Origin of the sequence: Peribacillus frigoritolerans (assembly GCF_004358755.1) — a bacterium.
GTDB lineage: Bacteria > Bacillota > Bacilli > Bacillales > Bacillaceae > Bacillus_P.
Window position 1 is genome coordinate 97,398 of the sequence record NZ_SMZY01000004.1, and the last position, 25,471, is coordinate 122,868.

Consider the following 25,471-nt stretch of genomic DNA (forward strand, 5'->3'; position numbering starts at 1 on the left):
TATAAGTCGATTAAACAACGCCAACCTCGTATTCTGTCATTCGGTAAATCTCTTCCACTCTCTTTCCGCGCGCCCTTGCAAGAATATCCATGCGGACAGAGAGCTGTCTCATTGTGAAGGCCATTGTTTCATCAAGGGTATGGCCGAATGCATTTTGTTCACCTGACATGCCTTCCTGATTTAGTATGATTGCATAAGGAGTCAGCTGCTTCATTTTTTCTGAAACGAGATCAAAAATATGCTCATGCTCGCTGATCAGGCGCTGCAGAAGGAAGGTGCCGTAGCCGATATGCCTTGATTCATCCTTTTTCAAAAGCCCTACTCCTTTTAACAAACCCGGCATAATTCCTGCTTCCTCAAGCGATCTGTAAAAAGAGAAATAACCTGTTTCAGCGAGAACACCTTCCACAAACATGTTGTAGACAGTAGATGCTTCAGCTATCGCTTCAGGCGATTGATCATGGATGAGCCGATCCATCGTCTGCGGCAGCAGCTCATAGAAAATCGTTTTATAAGTGTCTGTGTGGTAGATTGAGAGATCACCTGTTTCGCCAATGGCATTAAGAGCCAAACGGAAAAACTCGGTATGCTTTGCTTCTTCAAACAGAAATGTTGTCAAATACATTTCTTCTTCAAGACGCCCTTCTTTTGCAATGGCCATCATAAGCGGCAGCAAATCAAGCGTTACTGCTTCCTCTCCTGCCTGAAATTGCGAGATGAGGCGAAGAACTTCGTTTCTCTGCGCGTCGCTTAGACTCTTCCAATCTTTTGTATCTTGTGTAAAATCAATATCTGACGGATTCCAAATCCCAAATCGCTTCGCCTTCTGAAAAAGCCGGTACGGCAGTAACTCTTCATTAATACCTCTGCTGCTTGTCGTAATGATTTCGCGTTTGTTCATCGTTCCCTCCTGATTTGAATTATTTTTAATTGTGATGCCCTTATATTTGTAAGTGCTTACATTTTTATTTTACAATGAGAGATGAAGGTGAAATAGTACTGAAAAGGTAGGGGAGGAAATTGTCGAATGCTAGATGCTAGAGTAAGAGAATATATTCGTGAAGCTTCCCAAATTCACGATTTTACGAAAAGGACCGAGAGGATGGTCCTCGGCTGTGTTCAATTTTTCCCTTTCAAGCGCGCTGCCATTTTTACATACTCATCCTTCAGTTATGTAGGAGAAGGCTTAATTCAGGCAGACACAGAAAAAATCACACCCATGCACTGGATAAAAGAAGACGTCCGCTACATCCCGCCCGTATACAATGCCCTTAAGAATAATCAGCTTCAGCTCATTGACCTCACACAAAGCAACGTTCCTTTTCCAGAAAAGTACATCAATCAATTTAAGCTGTCCACCCTTGCCATCATTCCGATCAGCAGCTCGAATAACGTGATAGGCTGCGTTCTTGCCGACCAGTATACAGGCAGGAGGCAATCTATTAGAAGTCATGTAGAGCAGCTGTCTTACTACTTCCAGGAATTTATTTCGCAAAATTCTAATCGTATTCTAAGCAAACGGGAAACCGAAGTCCTTCAGCATCTGGCAAATGGCTATTGCATGAAAGAAATGGCTGAACACATGAAAATCAGCGAATTTACTGTGCGTGATTATCTAAGTGCTGTGATCCGGAAATTAGGGGTAAAGCACCGCGCTGAGGCTGTTGCGGTAGGACTCAGGAAAGGCATTATCCATTAAAAAACCCGCTGCCTATTATTTGCGCGGGTTTTAGAGAGACGAAAGTTTAAATTTTTTGCCCTTCGATGGCAAGCGGAGTCGCCTAACTGAAACAGGTGCTTCCGCTTTCCTTAGATTAGCGGTCTTCTCATGCATTCTTCAGTTTCAAAGCCAAACTGTCTGTAAAGATCATGAGCATCCTTGGTGGCAAGGCCCATTTTCGTGTTTTTGATTGCGGGATGAATGATGATGCATTCCACTAAGAATTTCCCAAGCCCGCGTCCCCTGTATTCCTGGTCAATGATGACATCCATGATCCATGAAAAGACTGCCTGATCTGTTATGACTCTGGCAAAACCTATTTGTCTTCCATTCTGACCGTACAATCCGAAACACAAAGAGTGCTGAATGCTCTCTTCTATTACTTTTCCAGAGCGGCCCTTTGCCCAGTATGACTCACTGATCCAAGCCTCTATCTTTTCAATTTGCAGCAAGGTTTGATCGTCTGACACGAGATATTCTTTTTTCTGCCATTCCACCTGCAGCATCTCCTCTCTATCTTTTAATTTGATTATAATAGGTAAACATCGGGAAATGAGACGTTAGGAGGCGATTTTTATGATGAAAACCTTAAATATGATTGCAGCTGGCCGGGTACAGGGAGTCGGCTTCCGTTTTCACACCCAGAAGCTTGCCGCTTCACATGAACTGACAGGCTGGGTGAAAAATAGAGATGACGGAACTGTTGAAATGATGGTTCAGGGAGAGGACAAGCAACTGGAAGATTTCCTGAAGGATTTGAAGGAAGGCAATCGTTATGCTAAGGTAGACGACATTTCAGTAAAAGGGGAACTTCAGTCTGAGACGTTTTCTGAGTTTAAGATTGTGCATTGAACTGGACTCTAACAAAAATGACCATGAGAATGGTCTTTTTCTATGTGCCCTTGGCAAATACCTTCCTTCTGAAACAGGAATTCTTCAACCTGTTTTCAGTTAAAGGTGAGTTTACTTTCCAAAACTGCTCAAATACTTTCATAAATGCCCATTTTACATGCAGAAATCAATTAAATACTTTCCAAAACGCCTCAAATACTTTCTTTTTTCCAACAACCTCCTAATTATCATAAAAAAACAAGCCCCCGCAAGAGCTTGTTCTAATAAGCACGATCCTGATAAAAATAGTTCGGCTTGTTGATTTTATTTTCATACTGCTTATGAAAAATATAAGTTGTCGCCGGGGACAATGGAGGAATCAGCCAAGTCCAGTCTCCAGTCACGTCGCGTCCCTCTGACATTTCATTATGTTCAAACCGCTTAAATTGCTGGGCAGCTGTATGATGATCGACGATGCTGGCACCAGCTTCTTTAAAAGAATGCAAAACAGCAACGTTCAGTTCAACAAGCGCTTTGTCTTTCCAAAGTGTCGCATTGGAGGAGGTATCCAGTCCCAATAGTGAAGCTACTTTTGGAAGCATGTTATACCTGCCCTCATCCGCCAGATTCCTTGCGCCAATTTCTGTTCCCATATACCAGCCATTGAACGGTGCCGCAGGAAATGTCATCCCGCCTATTTCAAGGCTCATGTCAGAGATAATTGGAACGGCATACCATTTGGCATTCAGCTCACTGAACTCCGGGTATTGAGGATGTGAGATTGGAATTTCCAGCACAATTTCTGAGGGGATTTCATACCAAACCGGCTCTCGATTTTCTGCCTGAATGACAAGAGGAAGCAAATCATAGTCCGTCCCTTCGCCCTTCCATCCAAGTTCTTCGCATTTCTTTGTAAATACGATGGATCCCGGATCGCCGATAATTCCAGAATCTGTTTCGTAGCCTGCATATCTAAGCAGCTGATGATTCCAGATCCGCACTGGCGCAGTTCCATCCTCCCCTGGCTTAAAAATCGTAATCAGCGGACGGATTCGGCCGTTATTTGTTGCATATTCTATATGTGAAAACAGTGCGTCCCTGATTTCTTCTTCCGCAGCAAGCTCTCTTGCATCCACCACTCTAAGTGTGTTCCAAAATAAACGGCCAATACATTTATTGCTGTTTCTCCAAGCCATTTTTGCCCCGTGCTCAAGTTCTTCAAACGTTAATTGATACTGACCCTCTTGACCCAGCAGAGATTTAATTTGCAATAAACGGGCAACGGTTTCTTCTTCCGATTTGCCGAGCTCATAATAACATTGCCTGATGAATTGCTCTGCTTCAATCATATATTCAAGTTGAGTAGCCACGATAACCTCCTAAATAACCAACTCTATATAGTTAAGACTACGTAAATTTTTCAAAAAAAGATCATATCCGATATCATTAAAGTATAGCATCTCTATTGAAGCATACTTTTACTACAAGCAAAACTTTCATGAACTTTTCTATACGGAAAAAATATATATGAAAGGAATCGCCACTAATTCATATGTATCAAGAGATTCGAGCACTATAAAAAAGATATTCTATAAAAATATGAAAAACTTATCATTTTTTTGTTGCAATATGAAAGCCCTTTATTTAAAATAGGTTTATGCAAGCGATTGCACATAGTTGCACGAATCTATTTTTAAAAAATATGTAAGCAATTCCGATTAGTAATGAATTCGTTTACAAACATTATATTTATTAAGGGAAAGAAGGGCAAAAGATGAAGAACTTATTATCGTTCGATTTCTGGCAAAAATTCGGTAAAGCCTTAATGGTTGTTGTAGCAGTTATGCCAGCAGCCGGTATTATGATCTCACTCGGCAAGTTAATCGCCATGTCAGGCGGAGATATCACATTGGTGCAAACGATTGCACGAGTAATGGAAGACATCGGTTGGGGCATCATTACCAATCTTCACATCCTGTTTGCAGTAGCCATCGGGGGTTCCTGGGCTAAGGAACGCGCTGGCGGAGCATTCGCTGCATTAATTGCATTCGTTCTTATTAATCGTATTACAGGCGCAATCTTCGGTGTTAACTCTGCCATGCTTGCAGATCCTGAAGCTACTGTAAACTCTTTATTCGGACAAGAATTAATTGTTAAAGATTACTTCACATCTGTTTTAGGTGCTCCTGCACTAAACATGGGAGTATTTGTAGGTATCATTGCAGGTTTCCTTGGTGCAAACCTGTTCAACAAATATTACAACTACAGCAAACTGCCTGAATCACTTTCGTTCTTTAACGGAAAACGCTTCGTGCCTTTCGCAGTTATCGGCGGATCTGTTGTAACCGCTGTCGTATTATCTCTAGTTTGGCCATTTATTCAAGGTCTATTAAATGACTTCGGTCAATGGATTGCTACTTCACGCAACACAGCTCCAGTTGTTGCACCATTTATCTTCGGTGCCCTTGAGCGTCTGCTTCTTCCGTTCGGTCTGCATCACATGCTGACAGTTCCGATGAACTATACATCTCTTGGCGGAACTTACGAAATCTTAACTGGCGGAAGCGCCGGATCAACAGTTGCAGGTCAGGATCCTTTATGGCTTGCATGGATTGCCGACTTAAATAACTTCCTTGCTGCAGGAGATACTGCAAGCTATAACCAATTGTTAAACGATGTTACTCCAGCACGCTTTAAAGTTGGACAAATGATTCTTTCTACAGCTTCACTTATCGGTATTGCTTATGCGATGTACCGCAATGTTGACAAAGAAAAACGCACGAAATACAAATCAATGTTCTTATCTGCAGGTCTTGCAGTATTTTTAACAGGTGTAACTGAGCCTATCGAATTCATGTTCATGTTTGCTGCTCCACTTCTATATATTGTGTACGCTATTACAACAGGTCTTGCTTTTGCGATTGTCGATATTATCGATATCCGTGTTCACTCATTTGGTTTCATTGAGCTCTTAACCCGTACTCCAATGATCATCAAAGCTGGTTTATGGATGGATATTGTGAACTTTGTTCTTGCATGTTTAGTATTCTTCGGCCTTAACTTCGGAATCGCTAACTTCATGATCAAACGATTCAACTTCCCTACTCCGGGACGCAATGGAAACTACATCGATTCTGAAGAGCCTGCTGCTAAAGGCACTGCTGCAGTAAACAGCGATTCACAAGCATCTGCTATCATTACTTTGCTTGGCGGATCTGCTAATATTGAAGATGTAGATGCATGTATGACACGCCTTCGTGTTACAGTAAAAGATTCAAGCAAGGTTGCAGGCGAGGCGAAATGGAAAGAAAATGGCGCTCTCGGTTTAATCATTAAAGACAAAGGTGTACAAGCAATCTACGGACCGAAAGCAGATGTTTTAAAATCTGATATTCAAGATACGTTAGGAGCTTAACCATGAAATTATTAACGCTTAATTGTCACTCTTGGCAAGAAGAAAACCAGATGGAGAAAATCAAAACACTGGCGAAAACTATTCAGGAGAAGTCATATGATGTGATTGCCCTTCAGGAAGTCAGCCAGCTTGAAGATGAAGCCATCGTCTATGATCAGGTTAAAAAGAACAATTACGCGTTAGTTCTTCTCGATGAATTAAAACAGCTTGGGGTAACCGATTATAAGCTCGTCTGGGGCTTTGCCCATATCGGATACCCTGGGTATGAAGAGGGTCTTGCGATCCTGACTAAACATCCTGTTGTGGATTCAGAGGTCTTCTGCGTGACAAAAGGGCAAGATACCTCTTACTGGAAAACACGCTCGATCGTACGTGCGACCATCAAATACAATGAGAAACTGGTCTCCTTCTACTCATGTCATCTTGGCTGGTGGCATGACGAAGAGGAGCCGTGCAAATTCCAGCTTGATTCACTTCTTCAAAAGCTCGACCGATCTCATCCTTTCTTCTTAATGGGTGATTTCAATAACAGCGCTGAAATAAGAGATGAAGGATATGATTATCTTCTATCAAACGGTTTATATGATACGTATACACTCGCTGAAGATAAGGATTCAGGCATAACCGTTAAAGGCAAAATTGCCGGATGGGATGAAAATAAACAAGATTTGCGCATTGATTTGATTCTATCAAGTGTTGAGGTTAAAGTGCTGTCATCAAAGGTTATTTTCAATGGTGAGCATAAATCAGCCGTTTCTGATCATTATGGTGTGGAGACAGAGATTTCCATGTAAATGAAGGCTGCTTCTTTTAAAGAGGCAGCTTTTTTTTGCATTTTGTCATCTTTTCTTCTTCATTATACGTTTATCCTATATACCTCACGGGGAAATTAAAAAGGTTATAGGGAGGTCGACCATGAAAGATTTGCTAAGAAGAATTCACCAGCACGAATTAAACGACTTATCAGCAGTTATTGCCTATTATTTTTTACTATCCCTTTTTCCGCTGCTAATTTTTTTAATTGCCATGTTCCCTTATTTTTCGCTCGATGTCACACCACTATTAACGTGGATTAATCACTACGTGCCTTCTGAAACAGCTGAGCTGCTTACAGAACAGATTAGAAGTCTGTTTGGGGAAACAAACAGCTACATACTTGCATTCGGTGTGATCGCAGCGCTCTGGTCTGCAAGCAATGCAACGCATATTTTAATTCGGGCTTTCAACCGGGCGCTTGAGATTAAAGAAACCCGTGCTTACATCAAAGTCCGCATAGATGCTCTGCTTTTGGCAGCAGGACTTATTATTACGATTACAATCGCCCTGCTTCTTCCGGTATTCGGAAAAGTCATCATTGACACCCTGACCCGCTATGCACCTTTTCTTGAAAATATAAATCCGCTGCTGAATCAGGCAAGGTGGATCATTTCATTTTTCATGATTAATTTGGTTTTGCTCGCTCTTTATTATTTTGCGCCAAATGAAAAGCTCGGGTTTTTTGATATCTATTTCGGATCACTTTTAGCAACATCACTCTGGAGCATCAGCTCTTATGGATTTTCTTTTTACGTGGATAATTTCAAAGCCTTCAACGCTGCTTATGGAAGTTTGGGAGGCATTATTATTTTGCTCATATGGCTTTATTTCACCGCCTTCTCCATTCTGCTTGGAGGAGAAATAAATGCCATGCGCGTCTGCCGCAGAAAGAAAAAGTACTGTCCGGATTGATTTTCTCCTTAATGTACCAGTTTGATATTTATGGAAGCGGGTATTTTCACAATAAGAAGACGAAAGAGAGGAGAAAAGAGATCTCATGTTGGATTTCATCATAAATCTGCTGCGGGAGTTTGGAATATGGGGTCTTATGGCGGGTCTTGCAATTGAAGCCTCATCGCTGCCTTTTCCAGGTTCACTTATAACCCTTGCGTATGGCTATTTACTGGATTTATCGATTCTCCAATTAATCTGGATTGCCTTTTTAGGCAGTGCGGTTTACACGGTATTCAGTTTTATTCCCTATTGGATTGGATATAAATTAGAGCATAAAATGAAAAAGAAGCTGACCAAAAAGAAAAAAACATTCGAGAAAACACAGCGCTGGTTCAAAAAATGCGGACTTTGGAGCATTGCAATTGCGCGTCCTTTAGGAATCGGCAACTATATATCTTACGTTTCGGGCCTGTCCAAGGTAAAAGCTTTGCCATTTGCCGGACTTACATTTTTAGGGGTATTCCCTCTGAATATCACGATGCTCTGGCTTGGACAGATCGGCAATCTAAAATCGATCTCTGCTTTCATGTCAGATATGCAGACTTATCTTATGATTGCTGTCGGATTAGCGATTATCCTATTCCTTCTATACCGTTTTGTTTACAAGAAGAAGGATTGTCCTGATCCAGCCAGTTCCTCCGGTCAAAAAATATAATAAAAATAATCCAAGGGGAAAATCCCCCTGGATTATTTTTTTGCACCAAACAGATAAATCAGTGTCAAAATGATACATATCGACAGAGTGATTATCGTACCGATTGGCGGTGAAGTCATTAATATCCCCGCCAGAATGGCAAGTAAAGCGATTAATGAAAACCATGATGTATATGGATAGCTTTTTACAAAAAATCCTTTTAGCACTGTACCTGGTTTTCTGCTTTTCAGATGAGCAAGTGTAAGCAAAATCCAAATGGATAAAATCGCGTATCCGGGTACGACCATTAGATAGCCAAATGTTTCACCTTCAGCAAATACAGCAACAATTACTCCTATATATAAGAATGAAGTACTCGCAAGCAGTGCTCTGACAGGCACACGTTTAGAAGATAACTTCGAGAAAAACTTCGGTGCGTTTCCGTCCAAAGCCTGTGTGTACAGGAGACGTGATGCAGCATACATCCCGGTGTTTGCTGCGGATATCACAGCAGTCAGCAGGACGAAATTCATAAATCCTCCGATATATGGAATGCCAAGCGTATCAAATACCGTGACAAACGGGCTTTGCTTACCAACCTCATTCCATGGCATCAGACTGACAATGACAAGAATCGGAAGGACGTAAAAGACTAAAATACGGATAATAACACTGCGTGCTGCTTTTGGAATAACCTTTTCCGGGTTTTCTGTTTCACCAAGCGTCATCCCAATCATTTCGGTGCCGCCGAATGAAAACATGACAACAAGCATGGAAGCAGCAATACCTGATATTCCAAATGGAAGAAATCCGCCGTGCTCTGTCAGGTTTCCAAATCCTGCAGCACTTTCTCCATTAAAACCTGCAAAAATCAGAACTCCTCCAAGTAAAATAAACAGGGTTAAAACGGATACCTTTAAGGCAGAAAGCCAGTACTCTGTCTCTCCAAATATGTTAACTGCAAACAAATTAATAACAGTAATTAAGACAGAAACAATCAACGACAGCAGCCATAGCGGCGTATCTGTAAACCAGTATTTCAAAAACCCAGCCGCTGCTGCCATTTCTGCCGCCATAACAAGCATCCAGCTGATGAAATAAATCCATCCTGCAAAAAAACCTGCATATGGACCGAGAATCGTCTGAATCAAATCTCTCAATGTTTTCGCTTTAGGCTGCTGAACAGCCATTTCAGCCATTGCCTGCATGACAAAATATAAAATAATACCCGCTAATAAATATGATAAAATGACACCGGGTCCCGCAAGTTCAATGGATGAACTGCTTCCCTGAAAAATGCCAGCCCCAATTGCACCGCCAAGGGCGATCATCGTCACATGCCTTGATTTAAGCCCTCTGGCTAATTCTTCATTGCCTTTAGCCGGCTTTTCATTATTTAAACTCATGCTCGTCTCTCCTTACTAAAGTTCTATGCTCTTTTGCAGTACATGTTATCTTAACAAAAAAGCAGAAACGTGAAAACTGCCTGAAATTTAGGTATTTTTCGTCAGCTCCCAAATCTCTTTTAAAACCGGCATCTCTCCTTTTTCCTCTTCCGTCACCTTATCCCAGTGAATCCCGTCCGGCTTGCTGTATGGTGTGTTCGTTTCCAACACACCGAGCTCTGTAACGATATAATCCACAGGTAAATCATATGTATCCACTTTAAACTCTTCCTCTGTCACTTGAATACTGTGAATAGTTGATATAACAGGAACATGAGGATTTCCAAGCTCCATCATGATGGCATACTCGCGATCGGAATACCCTTCACCTTTGCCGATTCTTCTTCCGTCTTTATGAACAGCGACAGATCCGGCCACAATTAAATCAACCTTCGGCAGCTCTGATAACGGAACTTCTTTCCCATATTCTTTTATATTCTTTAAGCTGACAGCTCTGCGCTCTTCGCCTTCAGGAACCCATTCTCTTTTCAGCATGATAAAGCCTGCTTTTAACCTTGGAGTTGGAACGAGAAGTGTTTTTCCGTCTTTTATGACACGGGCGCGAAGAGGAAGCTGCGGCGCATCAGGATTTATTTTTATGACTTCCGCTTTCTTATATACTTCAAGCTGCGAGGCATACTCTGCCGCAGCTGCTGCCCCTTTAAAATTCGGAATTCTATTTTTTAAAGGAAACGGAAATCCCCCAAGTTTCTCATTCTCAAGCCTGTCCCATTTATCCTGGCGAATTTCGTCCTTCGTTTTCATTGTTTATCCCCCTTCCTTTTCAGATCTAAATAATGTGTAGAGTTTTCAAATCGATTTTTTTCTATAAATCCCGCCTGTTTGTAAAACAGGGACGCTTCCTGAGTATCCGTTCTGAGAACAGCGACATCGAAAAAATCTTCAGCTTCTTCTAAAAGAGCTCTTAATATTAGTTCGCCGACACCTTGTCTTCTATGTTCTTTTGAAACATAAAATCTTCTTATGCGCCCAGCCTTTTCATTTTGTGAATATGGATCCTGATTTATGCCTCCGATGCCAATCAGTGTTTCATTATGAAATGCACCCAGCAGCATCTCACCTGGCTTATTAAACGTATTGTCGCCTGATTGATAATCAGCAGCGAGTCTTTCCAGAAAACGAAATCCCTCGCGTTTACTTTCGTCTAAAAGATTTAATATTTCTTCAGTCTTTACAGAATCCAGTCGTTTTACTGTAATCATGTTATTCCCTCTTTCTTCTTCATAAGAACATTTTAAAAGGCTCTTTCTTTGCCTTGTCCGCTGCAAGGTGATACGTTAATAAAAACGATATCAGGAGGATGAAAAAATGACGTATTCACAAAAACAAATACTGCTTGCAGATCGTCCATCAGGAAAACCAACAGCCGAGACGTTTCAATATGCAGAAGTGCCTGTGCCTACACCCGAGGAAGGACAGGTCCTCATCCGCACTCTGTATTTATCAGTCGATCCATATATGAGAGGCCGCATGAATGAAGGCAAATCCTATGTGGCGCCTTTTCAGCTGAATGAACCGATTTCAGGCGGAGTTGTTGGCGAGGTTGTCGATTCAAAAGGCAGCAAATTAAAACAGGGGGATATCATCATCGGCAATCTTCCCTGGCAGGAATACTCTGTGGCAGGGGAAAAAGAGGTCCGCCAGATTGACCCTTCCATCGCACCCATTTCAGCCTATCTTGGCATCCTTGGCATGCCCGGATTAACAGCGTATTTCGGTCTGCTTGATATCGGCAAGCCTAAAGAAGGCGAAACAGTCGTTGTTTCAGGTGCAGCAGGAGCAGTTGGTTCTGCAGTTGGCCAAATTGCTAAAATTAAAGGTGCACGAGTTGTGGGTATTGCGGGTTCAGATGAAAAAATCAAGTATTTGATTGATGAACTTGGATTTGATGCTGCTATCAATTATAAAACAGAAGATGTAGGAAAAGCACTTGCAGAAGCATGCCCAAATGGCGTGGATGTCTATTATGACAACGTAGGCGGAGAGATCTCAGAAGCTGTTCATAAACGGCTGAATAAATTTGCGCGAATTCCAGTATGCGGTGCGATTTCAACTTATAATTCAGACGGGGCTGACTTAGGTCCCCGCATTGAAACAACACTGATTAAATCAAGTGTCCTCATGCAGGGATTCGTAGTCGGCGATTTCTCTTCCCGCTTCAGCGAAGGCGCAAGAGAACTTGCAGGCTGGCTGCAGGAAGGCAAGCTGAAATATGAAGAGACCATCGTCGAAGGCTTTGAGAAGATCCCACAGGCATTCCTTGGCTTGTTTGAAGGAACGAATTTAGGCAAGCAGCTTGTGAAGATTGCTGAACCTGCTGTAAAATAATCCTCTTATAACGAAAAGTCGACCGTTATCGGTCGACTTTTTTAACATTGTATCCAATCACACGAAACATCCCAATCTGCTGGCAGGTCAGCATTAGAAATAATTTTATCCACTTTTTCAATAGGCACCATTTTATAGTTGGCGCGTGAACCAATTTTAGAGTGATCAGCTAAAACATAAACCTCTTTTGCATTTTGAATGATTATCTTTGAAAGAACGGCCTTTTCAAGATCATAGCAAGTGATGCCGTCATCAGCCGATATTCCGTCTATTGCTATGAAAGCTTTATCTACGAAAAATTCCTTTGCCATCTGCTCTGCCAGTGCCCCGGAGGAACGGAAATGCTTGCTTCTTACGCTTCCGCCGATAAAAATAACTTCTCCATCAAATTGATTTTTGTTCGAGTAAGAAATCAAAAGCGAAGCGACCGGAAAGGAGTTGGTTATGACCGTTACATTCTGGCAATCGCATAATGGCTTCACCATCTGCAGGGTTGTACTTCCCTCATCGATAAAAATCACGTCATTTTTTTTAATGGAAGAAACAGCTTTATGTGCGATGCACTGCTTTTCATCAATTCTGATAATTTCCCGTTCAAAGAGTGCCGGTTCTTCCTTTTCCTCCGAAAGCTTTATGGCGCCTCCGTATACCTTTTTAAGTTTTTTTTCATTTTCCAGCTCTTCTAAGTAACGCCTGATGGTTTCAGTTGAAACGTCAAAATCCTTTGCGAGATCGTTAACCTTCACTTTACCCTGTTTTTCTATTAGCTCAGCGATTACTTTTTTTCTTTCCTCTGCTAATAAAGACATTCCTCAGACTCCTAAATCACATATTATGTTCGTTTAAGTATTTAATCTTATTAGATAAATATACTATGATTTTCAAGCTTAATAAATATCTGCTGCTTTCTCTATTACTAATGGCCGTAATGTGCCTCGATTTTCACAGCTCCACAGCCTCTTTAAAAGATGTGTTTTTAATGGCAGCCAGTAATTGATCGATATCTTCAGGATACACCTCGCCGATATTGCCGATTCTAAACGTGTCCAATTTTGAAATTTTCCCCGGATAGATGACAAAACCCTTTTGCTTTAATTTTTCATAGAAGCCGGAAAAAGTAAAGGACTCGACTTCAGGGTACAAAAATGCCGTAATAATAGGCGACTGATTTTCAATGTTCAACAATACCCTAAAACCTATTTCATGCATTCCTTGAACCAGTCTGCGCTGATTTTCCCTATAGCGCTCATAGCGTGCATGAACTCCGCCCTCATTCTCGAGCTCGATCAACGCTTGAAAGAAAGCTCTGACCACATGGGTGGGTGATGTGAACCGCCATTTCCCTTCATGCTTTTCCATTGTTTCAAATTGATCATATAAATCAAGAGAGAGGGATCTGGCATTTCCCCTGCATTTGGCAAGCTCTTCTTTTTTCGCAATAATAAATCCAAAACCAGGAACACCTTGAATGCATTTATTAGCGCTGCTGATCAAATAATCGATTTTTAAGGCGGAGACATCAATCGGAATTCCGCCAAAGCTGCTCATTGCATCAACTATCGTGATTAGACCATGCTCCTTTGCGAGACGGCATATATCTTCAATCGGATTCAGCATTCCTGTTGTTGTTTCACAGTGTACAACAGCAAGATGTGTAAGATCTTTATGCGTTTCAAGCAATTCTTGTATAGATTCGATATCGAGAACGGTTTGCTCATCTGATCTATAAATGATCGCAGGGATCCCCAGGATAACCGCCATTTCAGCGATTCGTTCGCCATATGCTCCGTTGCATGCAACGAGGAGCTTTCCATTTTCTTTCGGAATTACGCTTGAAATGACAGATTCAACGGAAAACGTTCCGCTTCCCTGCATAAGAACAGCCGTGTATTCTTCTGAACCGGGTGCTGCAAGAGCTGTTAATCTCATTCTAATATCCTGAACGATTGCGTTATAATCTTTATCCCACGTGCACCAATCCTTTAGCATAGACTCACGGACGGTTTTTGAAGTGGATAAAGGTCCAGGTGTTAACAGCAAGTATGGATTATTCATGTTCTGTCTGCCCCTTTTCTATTTTTTCCAGTAACGGAATCAGTTCTGCAAATTCATTCAGCACATAATGAGCACCAGCTCGATAGAAACGGTCCCTTACTTCATCCATCTTTTCCTTTAACTCGTCCTGGTCAAGCCTTCTCACTTCATCTTCCGTCAGTCCAAGCTCATTGCTTCCAAGAATCACTCCTACTGCCCACATGCCAGCGTTGATGCCTTCTTTGATGTCTGAAACGGTATCACCGACTTTTAAGAGCTTGTTCATTGGATAAATGCCCATCTCGATTGCATTCATGTAGGTCATCCATGGATATGGGCGGCCCGCTTTTACATCATCAGGAGTAAAAAGATAATCGGGAAAATATCCTTTTTCCTTTGCGTAAGGCGCCACAATTTTCATCATTTCTTTTGTGTAGCCAGTGGTAGAGCCAATTTTCAAACCTTGTTCACGCAGCTTTTGTATCGTTTGAACCACACCTGGAAGAGGCGTTGTAAATTGAGGAAGAATATCAAATAAAATCGTTTCAAACTCTTCGTACATAGACTCCACATCCTGTTCAGCCGGTTCCTGACCATGAACAGTTACCCATTCTTCTTTAATGCGCGGCATTTCACATAGTGCCCGTATATGATCAATTTTTAATAATCCCATCGGTTTACGCGCTTCCTCTGCTGTAATGCTCACTTCCCGATTCAGAAAAACTTCTATAAACACCTGAAGCGGAGCAAAGCATCCATAATCAACCGTTGTTCCTGCCCAATCCAAAATGACTCCTTCTATTTTCCCCATTTAAAGTTCCTCCTTCATTGATTTACGATTTTTCATCCATTTTACAATCAGTTCATAGATAACCCTGACAAGAATGTTAGTTGCAACAATAAATATACTCATAGCAGCGGCTGAGGCTAGATTTCCGGCATCATCCATATTGACAATCGATACTGCTGCAAGCTTAAAATCTGCTGTATATAGAAATATGACCGCTGAAACTGTCACCATTGCGTTCACAAAATAATACATTGCTACTTCAAGAATGGCCGGCAGACACATAGGAACCGTCACCTTCATGAAGGTTTTATAAAACGGAACGCCCATAGACTCTGATACGAGCTCAAATTCTTTGTCCAGTTTTTTCAATGCTGTTGTTGCGGTAATAAACGAAACAGAATAAAAGTGAACAATATTTGCTATGACAATAATGGCAATGGTTCCGTACAGAAAATGAAACGGATTTGCTATCGTATATCCAAAGAATGATAGATTTTGCTTGCTGAAAAAAAAGATGTACCCAAGTCCAATGACAAGACCAGGAACTGCAAGAGGAATAAGAGATAAAAAGGTGCTCAATTTCCGGAGTCCAATCATTCCTCTGAATTTTTCAATCATATAAGCAAAAATGAACGTAAAGATCGTTCCAAAGATCGCTGTCAGAACAGCTGCAAGCAAACTATTTTTATAAGCTGTTAAGCCATCGCCCGTAAAGCTGTCAAAGGCAAAATGTTCTAACGTAAATGTCATGTTATATGGCCATATTTTCACGCTGGCAGCAATGAAAACAGCTAAAAACAGGACGCAAACGGCTAATGAAATGAGAGAGCAATAGAGAAATGCTAAACGGTCTCTTAGAGGATTTCGTTTTATTTGATAAGGAACTGCTTTTGAACTCCCAGCCACTTGTTGTTTCCGCTGCGTAAGCTGGTCAACGGCAAAAGCGAGTAACGCCGGAAGCATGAGAATCATGCCTACTGTGGCACCCATCCCCATGTTTTGCTGGCCGATGACCTGCTTATAGACATCTGTCGCAAGAACATTATATTGGCCGCCTACTATTTTAGGAGCCCCGTAATCTGTAAAACAGAGAGTAAACACCACAAAAATAGAACTGATTAATCCGTACTTCGCTGATGGAAGTGTAATGGTGAAAAACTTTTTCAGCCCGCTTGCACCCATTGAGTCAGCCGCTTCATATAGACGCTGATCGGCACCTGATAATGCAACCATTAAAATCAGAAATGCTTGTGGAAAGGTATAAATGGTTTCAGCCATAATGATCCCGATTGGACCATATAAATCGATCTTAAAACCAGGAATCGTATCGAAAAAACCATTTGTAATCAATCCTTGATTGCCAAATAGATACATCAAGGCAATTCCGTGCATCATCGTTGGTGCAAATAACGGAAGCAAAGCAGAATAACGAAAGATTGTTTTTCCATATACGTTTGTCCGGGTGATTGCAAATGCATAGACAAATGCCAGACTTACTGCAAGGATTGTCGTGATGCTTGAAACAAAGACTGTATTTTGCAGAGATTGAACTAGTATTTCCGATTGAAAGTAACTGACAAAATTCTGCGGTCCAATAAAGATTCCATCACTGTCAATAAATGCTTGTACAAACAACATCAGTAATGGGAGCACCAATACAGCAGCAATAGCTAAAAGCGAGAAGATCAAGAGCAAACGCTGCAGCCATTCATTTAATCCTGCTTTTTGCCGTTTACGTTTTTTTGATGCCAGGTTTGAATGTGCAGTGGCCATTTGCATCTCCATTTAGACAACCACCTGTTCTTTGTAAGCTATCAATCGATGATCCGGCAGGGTAATCTTCAAGGATTTTCCCTTCGAAAGATCCATGCGGTGCGCCATATGAGCCGATAAATCAACAAGCATCTTCTGATTGAACAGCTTCGATTCTTTTTCAGTAATTTTCACTTTCACCCGATAGACTGGACCTTTAAATTCAACTGCCTCAATGATTGCATTTGCTCCGTCATCATTTGTAACCTGTACATGCTCTGGGCGAATCGCCATCATTTGGTTTGTGTCTGAATTCAAGAAATTCATAGAGCCGATAAAGTTCGCTACAAATGGCTGATTCGGCTGATGGTACACTTCTTGTGGAGTACCTGCCTGCATGATTTGAGCATGATTCATGACGACAATCCGATCTGCCATTGTTAATGCTTCCTCCTGATCATGCGTAACCATAATCGTTGTAATCCCAATCTTTTCTTGAATGGCACGAATTTCATAGCGCAGTTTTTCACGCACTTTTGCATCAAGCGCTGATAATGGTTCATCCAAAAGCAGGAAGTCCGGCTCAAGTGCTATTGCTCGTGCAAGAGAAACGCGCTGCTGCATACCTCCTGAGAGCTGAGCAGGGAATTTGTCTTTAACATGCAGAAGATCTACGAGATTCAAAGCCTCCAGTGCTTTCTCTTTCACCGCTTTTTTCGGATACTTGCGCGTTTTTAGTCCAAATTCAATATTTTGAAGAGCAGTTAGATTTGGAAATAACGCATAGGATTGAAACACGATTCCGAAGTTTCGCTTAGCTGGCGGCAATTCTGTCACATCTTTTCCATTCACATAAACACGGCCTGCATTTGGTTCTTCAAGCCCTGCAATGATGCGCAGCAGAGTTGTTTTTCCGCATCCGCTCGGACCGAGCAGACAAACAAATTCATTTTTCCTTATATTAAAAGATACATTGTTAAGAGCTGTAAACTGATTGAAGTTTTTACTTATTCCTTCAACCTTCAGATAGGAATTCGGCATCTTTACCCCAGCCTTTCTAATGAATTTGGCGAAAAACTAAGTTCCCGCCCAATCCTCATTTTTTTACTCTTTAGGTTCTGCTTTTTCACCAAATTCTGCTTCCCACTTTTTAAGGATCATATCGCGGTTTTCCGCAGCCCAATTCAGGTCATTGTCCTTGTACATTTTGTCTTGTACACCCTGAGGGAATGCTTCAGTCTTTTCAAACTTATTTTCCATTGTTGAAAATCCATTTGCATCGTAATATTTCTTCATGACATCTTCTGTAATGGCCCAATCTAAGAAAGCTTTTGCAGCTTCTTCATTTTTCTTCTCATTTTTAGCAATAAGACCATTTGCTTCAACATCCCAGCCCAAACCTTCTTCAGGGAGGATCACATCTACGGGAGCACCATCTTGTTTTTGAGTAACGCCGCTGTAAACTAATGAAATTCCAATTGGATACTCGCCTGCTGCAGATAACTTAGCAGGCTTTGACCCTGAGTGGGTGTAAGTACCGATGTTTTCATGCAGCTTTTCCATATATTCATAGCCTTTTTCCTCGCCCATCATCTGCAGCCACGCATTGACTGTTAAATATCCTGTTCCTGATGATGCAGGGTGTGGCATAACGATTAACCCTTTGTACTCAGGCTTTATTAAATCTTCATACGTTTTTGGAATGGGCAGGTTTTTCTTTTCAAGCTCCACTTCGTTTACGACGATTCCGGTCATAAATGCTGTGTTTCCAACCCATTTTTCAGGCTGATTTGAATCTTTATATTCCGGAAGAATTTTATCTGAGCCCTTTGGAGTATAGCCTTCAAGCATTTCCTTTCCATCCAGCGCCAGCAGACTCGAGGCAGCAAGGCCCCAAACAACATCAGCTTCAGTATCTTTTCCTTCTGCTAAAAGCTTAGCGGTAATAACTCCGGTTGAATCCCGAACAATATTTAAATCGATATTCGGGTATTTCTCTTCAAATGATTTTAAGTATTCTGGAATCAGTTCTTCTTCAATAGCTGTGTATACCGTAAGTTTACCTTCTGCCTCTTCCTTTCCATTTCCGTTAGAAGCATTCGATCCGCAAGCAGTTAACAAAGTGATTGACATAAGTAAAACGAAAAGCTTAATAATATGGTTTTTCATTGTTTTTTCTCCCCGTTTCGTGATTTACCTTACAAATACAATATAAAACCACAATGTTAAGCGCATATTAACGTGGAGTAAAGAATTTGTTTTGTGTGCTTTTTTGTTGTATTCCTTTGTATTTAAAATTAAAAAGAAACAGAGGGGACCATGCCCCTCTGTTCTTTTTAAGCAGCCTTCTTTATAAATTTTTTTCGTAATAAATCGATAATCCGATGATTAAAGGCGTAATCACAATTGTCGGCAGGAACCACAAGAGGATACTAACTGATTCTATTGCAAGCAGCCTTGGAGCTCCAAATACCATAAAAGCCGTGAACGTCGAAATGCAGCAGGCAAGCATACCCGCAGCCTTTATTTCAATTTAAAGTTTAAGAGGTTTGTCTCTTTTTTTTCCAAGATTACTTAAAAACTCTTTGCTCATGCCGTCTCCCGCTACTAAGGCATTCCGTTTATTCGACTGTATCGCCATAGCAACCCCTGTAATGATCAGCAACGATCCAATAAATTGGATGGAACTTACCGTTTCTTTTAAAATCAGATAACCTGCTATCATTGCAATAAATGGCTCCATATTTAATAGCAGTGATGCATTGGTAGAACCGACCCTGGAAATACAATGATTCCAAATAAGCGGACAGATTCCATGCATGATAATGCCGGTCACTATGAGCAATAACCACATACCTGCCGGTGCAGTTCTCGTTAGGCTGACGTCCGAGAATGGAAGGGCAACTGTCATGAATACCATGCCAAAAAAGCTAGAGTAAAAGGTTATGATTCCAGAAGAGAAACTGTTTGCGTATCTTTCAACCATAACCATAAAAACAGAAAAAGATAACATAGTAAGAAAGATGTATCCCTCTCCTGCACCAATTTCAATAGAATTTTTTTTCATGATAACCAGAGTCACACCTGCAAAACTAAGCATACTCCAAGCCCAAAAGAAGATATTCTTTGCTTCCTTAAATAATAAATAGTTAATAAACGCGGTGAAAATGGGTGCAGTCGCTAAGATAAGTGCCGCTGTAACAGGATCTGCTTTGGTTAAACTTGCATAGAAACTCCAATGATTTAATGTAACACCAATGAATCCGATCATCATAAGAAATATGACAGCCCTTTTATGTGGCTGATGAGATGCAACACCTTTAAACAAAATGATAAATAAAAAGAGATTGATGAAAAGGAGCCGTATGAATGCAATTTCCATTGGACGGAAATAGTTTACCAGGATTGCTCCAAAGATAAAGTTACTGCCCCAGCAAATGACACAAAAAAGAAGGCCCATATAGATGAACATGGGCTTTCTCATCAGAATATGCTTCATACTGTATACTCTAATTTACTTAACGTGCCGTATACAATTTCCCCATTTATCATGATGGCTTTCCTATCTGGACGTCTTGCAACTGCTTCTGCTGAGGAAGCAGCCTCTATGAAAATGAAATTTGCTTTATCTTCAGCTTTCGGCCACAGATATTCTCCTTTATTTGTTAACGCTGTTACGCCTCCCGTTGCCCACTTTAACGTGCTCCGAAGCGACACCTCATCAATTCTGCGGCTAATTTGTGCATATTTTTGAACCTTCTCGAGCACATCTCCATTCCCATGAGGACTCCATGAATCATAAAAACCATCACAGCCAAAGTGGACATCTACGCCATGAGCATCTAAAAGCTCGATTGGCGGTAAAGATTTTGTAAGAGGAATGGTTGACATAATTGAGACACCATTTTCCCTTAAGCGTTCTGCAAGTGCTCTTTGCTGAGCTTCAGGAACCTCTCCGATACAGAAAGCATGGCTAATAGCAGAGCGGTTCTGCCAATTCGCTTCTTCAACGTAATCCATCCACTTATCAATTGTATAGGTTCCTACGTTTCTTCCATCGTGTAAATGAATATCAACGTCTGCGTTAAACTCTGAAGCAATTTCCATTGTTTCGTATAAGGATTTCTCAATCGAGCGGTCGATTCCAGCAGGGTCCAGTCCTCCGACCATTGTAGCTCCATTTCTCATCGCTTTTCTCATTAACTGCGGAACATCATCTCTTAATAATCCATGCTGCGGAAAAGCAATGACATCAGCGGTAATCACACCTTTGAACTCTTCTAGTGCTTCAAGAACACCTTCTAAATTTTTCAGACCAATATAGGGATCGATGTTAACATGCGTTCTGATGTGGGTTGAGCCTTTGGATAAGATCATTTCAATCATGCTCATTGCCCGTTGCTTTGCTGTTGGTGCAAGTTCTTTTAGTTCCTGCGCTTCAAAATGGAGCCGTTCATTTAGATTCTTTACTGGCCTGCAAGCCTTCCAATCCAAAGATAGATAGGTTTTGTCCAAATGATTATGCATTTCCTTGAAGGTTGGAATCGCAAGTAATCCGTTTGCATCAATCACTTCTGCCTGTTCTGAGATACTTTCGGTATGGTGCAGCCGCTCCATAATTTTTCCCTCTTTAATTCCAATATGGAATAGATCTGTTTTCGTTTCAATAAGTCCATCTTCGTTAAGCTGATTTCCCACCTCTAATTTAACGTTCTTCAGCCATTTCAAGTTCATCATTCCTTTCTAAGCAAGATTGATCTGCTTGATTCCCATTCTTATAGACAGAAACAATTCGTGCTCTTCTTGCAACAGCTTCAGCTGAACAGCTTGCATCCACTAAAATAAAGTCTGCCTGGTCCCCAACTTTCGGCCACACTTGTTCACCTGCATCATTAAGAGGAGTGATACCGCCTGAGGCATATTTCCAAGATCTATTTAATGAAAATTCATCAATACAACGGAAACGTTCCGCTAAAACACTTAATTTTTCCACTGTATCCCCAGTTCCAAATGGAGACCAATGATCTGTAAGACTGTCGTGGCCAACAGATACTTTTAATCCATGTTTATCTAATGCAGGAATTGGAATAGTATGACGATTTATCGGAACAGTAGTTGTAATATCAATTTCTTGTTCTTTTAAAACATTCATAATATCTACGAGCGGCTGACCTTCTAGATCACCCAGTGCAATGGCATGACTGATTGTCACTTTCCCCTTCATTTTGGCTTCTTTCGTAAATTCAGCAAGACGTTCAAAAGTAAAGGCTCCTAATGAATTAGGTTCATGGAGATGAATATCTATACCTGCATTGTGTTCTGCCGCAATATCAAATGTTGTCCACAAAGATTTTTCAATATTTCGGTCGATTGTCGCTGGATCCACTCCGCCTACATGTGTTGCTCCATTTTTCATTGCATCTCTGATTAATTGGACAGAGCCGCTTCTCAATAACCCGTGCTGAGGGAAGGCAACAATTTCATAGGTTATGAAATTTTTATATTTTTCTAGCGCATTTATTGTTATTTCAAGATTTTTCAGGCCAGATGTCGGTTCAACATTACAGTGTGTTCTGATATGTGTATGGCCATTTTGCAGCAGCAGCTCAATCATTTTCTCTGCGCGTTCTTGAGCAAATGGGAATTGTTTTGGCAGCAAGTCCTTTTCTTCCTCAATTCTGGTAAAGATTCCATTTGTAATTGGACGACACGCTTTCCATGGACCACTAAAGTACGTTTTATCAATATGTATGTGCATTTCACGAAAGGATGGCAGCATGAGCTTTCCTTTTGCATCAACAACAGGTAAAGAATTTTTCATCTCGTTTTCATCTGCTGTCATGGACGTTAGCTTTCCATTTTCTATTTTCAAATGAAACTCTTGCGCAACGGTCCCGGTAACTGTGCCATTTTCCTTTTTAAAACCCGTTTCAAGCCTTACATTTTTCAGCCAAAATGTATTCACTGTAAAGTTCCCCCCATATTGATTTTTACAATTAACCAAGGATGGTGACCCGGAGCGTTTTTTTGCCTGAGCCACCTATTCCTCTTACTCTAGTGTAACGTCATTTACCATTAAATAGTTGACAGCATTAAGCCAGAAGTCATTTACTTCATTGTTATATATGGCCATGTGCTCGTAGTTTCTTATTGGAATGTACACAGCGTCGTCCATTTCGATGGACATCGCTTCCTCATACAGCTTTTTTCTCACTTCTGGATCTGTTTCTTTTCTCGCTTGTTCAATTAATTGATCGACTTTTTTGTTCGTATAGTAGAAATGATTTCCCGGAGAACCATGAGAGTCGGAGTGGAACAAGTTATACTGATTATAATCTCCATCTCCTGTGGCATTTCCCCACCCTCCAATAAACATATCTTGTTCACCTTTATCCACCGCTTCAATATAGGCTCCATACTCTAATACTTGAATATTTACTTTAACGCCAATCCCTTTTAACTGTGACTGAATGACCTCTGCCATGTTAATTCTCTCTTTACGGTCACTGGTTATTAACGTTAACTCCAATCCGTCATTGAAGCCGGCTTCTTTCAGCAAATCTTTTGCTTTATTTGGATTATACTCGTATGGCTTTATTTCTTTGCTGTATCCGAACACTTTTGGGCTCATTGCCGCATTGGCCAGTGTTCCTGCTCCGTTGTAAACCCCTTTTATTATCGCTTCTCTTTCTATGGCAGAAGAAATCGCTTGGCGTACCTTCACATTATCAAAAGGAGCTTTTTGTGTATTAAATCCAATGTATTCAACGGCCAGTCCTTCTGTCCGATAGAGGTTAAGAGTGTCTGAGTTATTAATTCTATCAATTTCCGTTACAGGCACCTGATCATTGATATGCGCTTCTCCTGTTTCAACCATCGCAATACGAGTAGAATCCTCTGGAACAACTTCAAATTCAATTCCATTAATAATAGGTTTCTCTCCCCAGTATTTATCATTTTTTACAAGGGTAATGGACTCGCCTGATTTCCAGGATTCAAATTTAAAAGGTCCAGTTCCAACTGGTTTTTTCGATAAGGTATCTGAACTTTCTTCAATTGCTTTGGGACTTATAATACTCCCTTCATTACTGGCTAAAATCGAAAGGAGAGGGGCATATGGAGTACTAAGCTTGATTTGAACCTTGTACTCATCAAGAACGTTCACTTTCTTAATCATGCCGAGCTTATCCTTTTGAGGGGAGCCTGTCTTTGGATCTATCAAACGATCCAAGGTTTTCTTTACAGCATCTGCATTAAACTTGGAGGTGTCGTGGAAAGTAATCCCTTCATTTAAAGTGAATTCCCATGTAATATCATCAGTCTGTTCCCAGCTTTTAGCCAATCCAGGAACAATTTTCATGTCCTTATCAAATGTGACCAATGTTTCATAAACCTTTTGATATAAAACATTTGCCGAGGGAATATCCGTAATAAAATGAGGATCCAGATTCGTGGCATCAGATAATCGAACGACCTTTAGAACCCCCCCTCTCTTCTTTCCGCTTTCATCACTTGATGCTGTTTCATTACTAGTATTGCCTGTAGAACATGCTTGCACCAAAAGCATCGACATGATGATGAATAGAACCATAAGACCTTTCATACTCTTCTTAAGTTTTCTTGAATTCCTCATTTTTCCCCTTCTTCCTTTTTTATGTTTGCAAGGCTTAATTGCATTATAAAAAAGAAATCACAGAATTTTTTGCAATATCTTTACTTGTTTTTTTACTATTTTGACAATTCTAAAAGATTGTCTATTTTTTTCTTTCTGCTTCCACTATCTTTAGGTTATACAAAAAATTTTTATGAGGGGGACACATGATGACGACAGAACTAAAGGCTGAAGAGGTACAAAGAAGCTTTTCTGAACCTGGCCCAACACTGTTCATCGGAAGATTACGACAATTTTGGGAAATCTTTTCCAAGAACAAAGCAGCCGTAGTCGGCGGGGCGATTATACTTTTTTATATTTTAATTGCCCTTTTTGCTCCACTCCTTGCTGCACATGATCCATTTGAAATTCAATTAGACAAAAAGCTTCAGCAGCCAAGCTTTGATCATTGGATGGGGACAGATGATAAGGGAAGGGATATTATGGCAAGAATCCTCTATGGTTCAAGATTATCCATGGGAATCGGATTTGCTGCAGTTTCATTTGGGGCATTTTTCGGAATTATCATGGGACTTGCAGCAGGATATTATGGCGGCTGGGTTGATACAATGATCAGCAGGATTTTAGATGTTATGCTCGCTTTCCCTGGGATTCTATTAGCACTTGCCATTATCAGTGCGCTAGGACCAAGTCTAGTAAATGTCATGATTGCTGTTGGAATATTTTCAGTTCCTTTATTCGCAAGGGTAGTGAGAGGCTCTACTCTTGAAACAAAAAAACTTGAATATATCGACGCCATTCGTTCATTGGGAGCAAATGATGGGACAATAATTTTCAAGCATATTCTGCCGAATATCCTATCACCTATCATCATTCAAGGAACATTGCGCTTAGCAACAGCTATTCTATCAGCCGCAGGTCTTTCTTTCTTAGGCTTGGGAGCTCAGCCCCCTTCACCAGAATGGGGAACGATGCTATCCAGCGGTAGAGATTTTCTGTTCAGTGCTCCATATATCGCATTATTCCCAGGGCTCGCCATTTCCGTTCTTGTTCTCGGGTTTAACTTATTTGGAGACGGATTGCGCGATGCCTTGGATCCGCGGCTAAAATCATAATGAA

Annotated in this window: 24 protein-coding genes; 8 read left to right on the plus strand and 16 right to left on the minus strand. The window is 40.9% G+C overall.

All coding sequences use genetic code 11. The features are described from left to right. Positions 1 to 10 precede the first annotated feature (10 nt). Positions 11 to 931 carry a R2-like ligand-binding oxidase gene (locus E2R53_RS18150; protein ID WP_286166314.1) on the minus strand — a complete coding sequence of 307 codons (921 nt, stop codon included), beginning with the start codon at positions 929 to 931 and terminating at the stop codon, positions 11 to 13. Positions 932 to 1,027: 96 nt separating this feature from the next. Here E2R53_RS18150 and E2R53_RS18155 point away from each other — a divergent pair, with 96 nt between their 5' ends. After that, positions 1,028 to 1,699 (plus strand): response regulator transcription factor, encoded by a 672-nt coding sequence (locus E2R53_RS18155; RefSeq protein WP_133313187.1) that lies wholly within the window; start codon positions 1,028 to 1,030, stop codon positions 1,697 to 1,699. Between the two features lie 110 nt (positions 1,700 to 1,809). Here E2R53_RS18155 and E2R53_RS18160 read toward each other — a convergent pair whose 3' ends face one another. After that, positions 1,810 to 2,226 carry a GNAT family N-acetyltransferase gene (locus tag E2R53_RS18160; RefSeq protein WP_206197406.1) on the minus strand — a complete coding sequence of 139 codons (417 nt, stop codon included), beginning with the start codon at positions 2,224 to 2,226 and terminating at the stop codon, positions 1,810 to 1,812. Between the two features lie 70 nt (positions 2,227 to 2,296). On the opposite strand from E2R53_RS18160, the gene E2R53_RS18165 reads away from it, so the two are divergent. Beyond that, entirely contained in the window at positions 2,297 to 2,572 is a 276-nt protein-coding gene (locus E2R53_RS18165) for an acylphosphatase (protein ID WP_286166285.1), read from the plus strand. A gap of 260 nt (positions 2,573 to 2,832) precedes the next feature. Here E2R53_RS18165 and E2R53_RS18170 read toward each other — a convergent pair whose 3' ends face one another. Then, a complete protein-coding gene (locus E2R53_RS18170; protein ID WP_133313382.1) occupies positions 2,833 to 3,900 on the minus strand; it encodes a nitric oxide synthase oxygenase in 1,068 nt (355 codons plus the stop codon). A 425-nt stretch (positions 3,901 to 4,325) separates the two neighbouring features. Here E2R53_RS18170 and E2R53_RS18175 point away from each other — a divergent pair, with 425 nt between their 5' ends. The 4 genes from E2R53_RS18175 to E2R53_RS18190 all read left to right on the plus strand — a co-directional run bounded on the left by E2R53_RS18175 (position 4,326) and on the right by E2R53_RS18190 (position 8,391). Then, a complete protein-coding gene (locus E2R53_RS18175; protein WP_133313189.1) occupies positions 4,326 to 5,966 on the plus strand; it encodes a PTS transporter subunit IIBC in 1,641 nt (546 codons plus the stop codon). A gap of 2 nt (positions 5,967 to 5,968) precedes the next feature. Beyond that, positions 5,969 to 6,760 (plus strand): endonuclease/exonuclease/phosphatase family protein, encoded by a 792-nt coding sequence (locus tag E2R53_RS18180; RefSeq protein WP_133313190.1) that lies wholly within the window; start codon positions 5,969 to 5,971, stop codon positions 6,758 to 6,760. A 121-nt stretch (positions 6,761 to 6,881) separates the two neighbouring features. Beyond that, positions 6,882 to 7,694, plus strand: coding sequence for a YihY/virulence factor BrkB family protein (locus tag E2R53_RS18185; protein ID WP_133313191.1), 813 nt, complete (start codon positions 6,882 to 6,884; stop codon positions 7,692 to 7,694). A gap of 85 nt (positions 7,695 to 7,779) precedes the next feature. After that, positions 7,780 to 8,391, plus strand: coding sequence for a DedA family protein (locus E2R53_RS18190; protein ID WP_133313192.1), 612 nt, complete (start codon positions 7,780 to 7,782; stop codon positions 8,389 to 8,391). A 32-nt stretch (positions 8,392 to 8,423) separates the two neighbouring features. Here E2R53_RS18190 and E2R53_RS18195 read toward each other — a convergent pair whose 3' ends face one another. The 3 genes from E2R53_RS18195 to E2R53_RS18205 form a co-directional block, all read right to left on the minus strand. Then, positions 8,424 to 9,776: an amino acid permease gene (locus tag E2R53_RS18195; RefSeq protein ID WP_133313193.1), complete on the minus strand. Its 1,353-nt coding sequence runs from the start codon at positions 9,774 to 9,776 to the stop codon at positions 8,424 to 8,426. Between the two features lie 87 nt (positions 9,777 to 9,863). After that, complete coding sequence (locus tag E2R53_RS18200) at positions 9,864 to 10,580, minus strand: 5-formyltetrahydrofolate cyclo-ligase (RefSeq protein WP_133313194.1); 717 nt, start codon at positions 10,578 to 10,580, stop codon at positions 9,864 to 9,866. Further along, positions 10,577 to 11,038: a GNAT family N-acetyltransferase gene (locus tag E2R53_RS18205; RefSeq protein ID WP_133313195.1), complete on the minus strand. Its 462-nt coding sequence runs from the start codon at positions 11,036 to 11,038 to the stop codon at positions 10,577 to 10,579. Before E2R53_RS18205 ends, E2R53_RS18200 begins: the two co-directional genes overlap by 4 nt. A 106-nt stretch (positions 11,039 to 11,144) precedes the next feature. Between E2R53_RS18205 and E2R53_RS18210 the strand changes: the two genes are divergently transcribed. Then, entirely contained in the window at positions 11,145 to 12,164 is a 1,020-nt protein-coding gene (locus tag E2R53_RS18210; RefSeq protein ID WP_133313196.1) for an NADP-dependent oxidoreductase, read from the plus strand. A gap of 41 nt (positions 12,165 to 12,205) precedes the next feature. On the opposite strand, the gene E2R53_RS18215 is transcribed toward E2R53_RS18210, so the two are convergent. From E2R53_RS18215 to E2R53_RS18265, 10 genes are all read right to left on the minus strand, one after another. Beyond that, complete coding sequence (locus tag E2R53_RS18215; protein ID WP_133313197.1) at positions 12,206 to 12,973, minus strand: DeoR/GlpR family DNA-binding transcription regulator; 768 nt, start codon at positions 12,971 to 12,973, stop codon at positions 12,206 to 12,208. A gap of 133 nt (positions 12,974 to 13,106) precedes the next feature. Continuing rightward, complete coding sequence (gene phnW, locus E2R53_RS18220) at positions 13,107 to 14,219, minus strand: 2-aminoethylphosphonate--pyruvate transaminase (RefSeq protein ID WP_133313198.1); 1,113 nt, start codon at positions 14,217 to 14,219, stop codon at positions 13,107 to 13,109. Continuing rightward, the gene (phnX, locus tag E2R53_RS18225; RefSeq protein WP_133313199.1) at positions 14,212 to 15,009 is read right to left on the minus strand and encodes a phosphonoacetaldehyde hydrolase; all 798 of its coding nucleotides are present in this window, start codon (positions 15,007 to 15,009) and stop codon (positions 14,212 to 14,214) included. Before phnX ends, phnW begins: the two co-directional genes overlap by 8 nt. Continuing rightward, on the minus strand, positions 15,010 to 16,767 hold the full coding sequence (locus E2R53_RS18230; RefSeq protein ID WP_133313383.1) for a putative 2-aminoethylphosphonate ABC transporter permease subunit: 1,758 nt from the start codon (positions 16,765 to 16,767) through the stop codon (positions 15,010 to 15,012). Between the two features lie 6 nt (positions 16,768 to 16,773). After that, positions 16,774 to 17,781: an ATP-binding cassette domain-containing protein gene (locus E2R53_RS18235; RefSeq protein WP_133313200.1), complete on the minus strand. Its 1,008-nt coding sequence runs from the start codon at positions 17,779 to 17,781 to the stop codon at positions 16,774 to 16,776. Between the two features lie 63 nt (positions 17,782 to 17,844). Beyond that, positions 17,845 to 18,909: a putative 2-aminoethylphosphonate ABC transporter substrate-binding protein gene (locus tag E2R53_RS18240; protein WP_206197407.1), complete on the minus strand. Its 1,065-nt coding sequence runs from the start codon at positions 18,907 to 18,909 to the stop codon at positions 17,845 to 17,847. Between the two features lie 364 nt (positions 18,910 to 19,273). Further along, positions 19,274 to 20,239, minus strand: coding sequence for a DMT family transporter (locus tag E2R53_RS18250; RefSeq protein ID WP_133313201.1), 966 nt, complete (start codon positions 20,237 to 20,239; stop codon positions 19,274 to 19,276). Further along, entirely contained in the window at positions 20,236 to 21,474 is a 1,239-nt protein-coding gene (locus tag E2R53_RS18255; protein ID WP_133313385.1) for an amidohydrolase, read from the minus strand. The genes E2R53_RS18250 and E2R53_RS18255 overlap by 4 nt, the downstream gene beginning before the upstream one ends. Further along, entirely contained in the window at positions 21,446 to 22,705 is a 1,260-nt protein-coding gene (locus E2R53_RS18260) for an amidohydrolase family protein (protein ID WP_133313202.1), read from the minus strand. The genes E2R53_RS18255 and E2R53_RS18260 overlap by 29 nt, the downstream gene beginning before the upstream one ends. Before the next feature lie 84 nt (positions 22,706 to 22,789). Beyond that, positions 22,790 to 24,373, minus strand: coding sequence for a glutathione ABC transporter substrate-binding protein (locus E2R53_RS18265; RefSeq protein WP_286166288.1), 1,584 nt, complete (start codon positions 24,371 to 24,373; stop codon positions 22,790 to 22,792). A 188-nt stretch (positions 24,374 to 24,561) separates the two neighbouring features. On the opposite strand from E2R53_RS18265, the gene E2R53_RS18270 reads away from it, so the two are divergent. Next, a complete protein-coding gene (locus E2R53_RS18270; protein WP_133313387.1) occupies positions 24,562 to 25,467 on the plus strand; it encodes an ABC transporter permease in 906 nt (301 codons plus the stop codon). Positions 25,468 to 25,471: the final 4 nt, after the last annotated feature.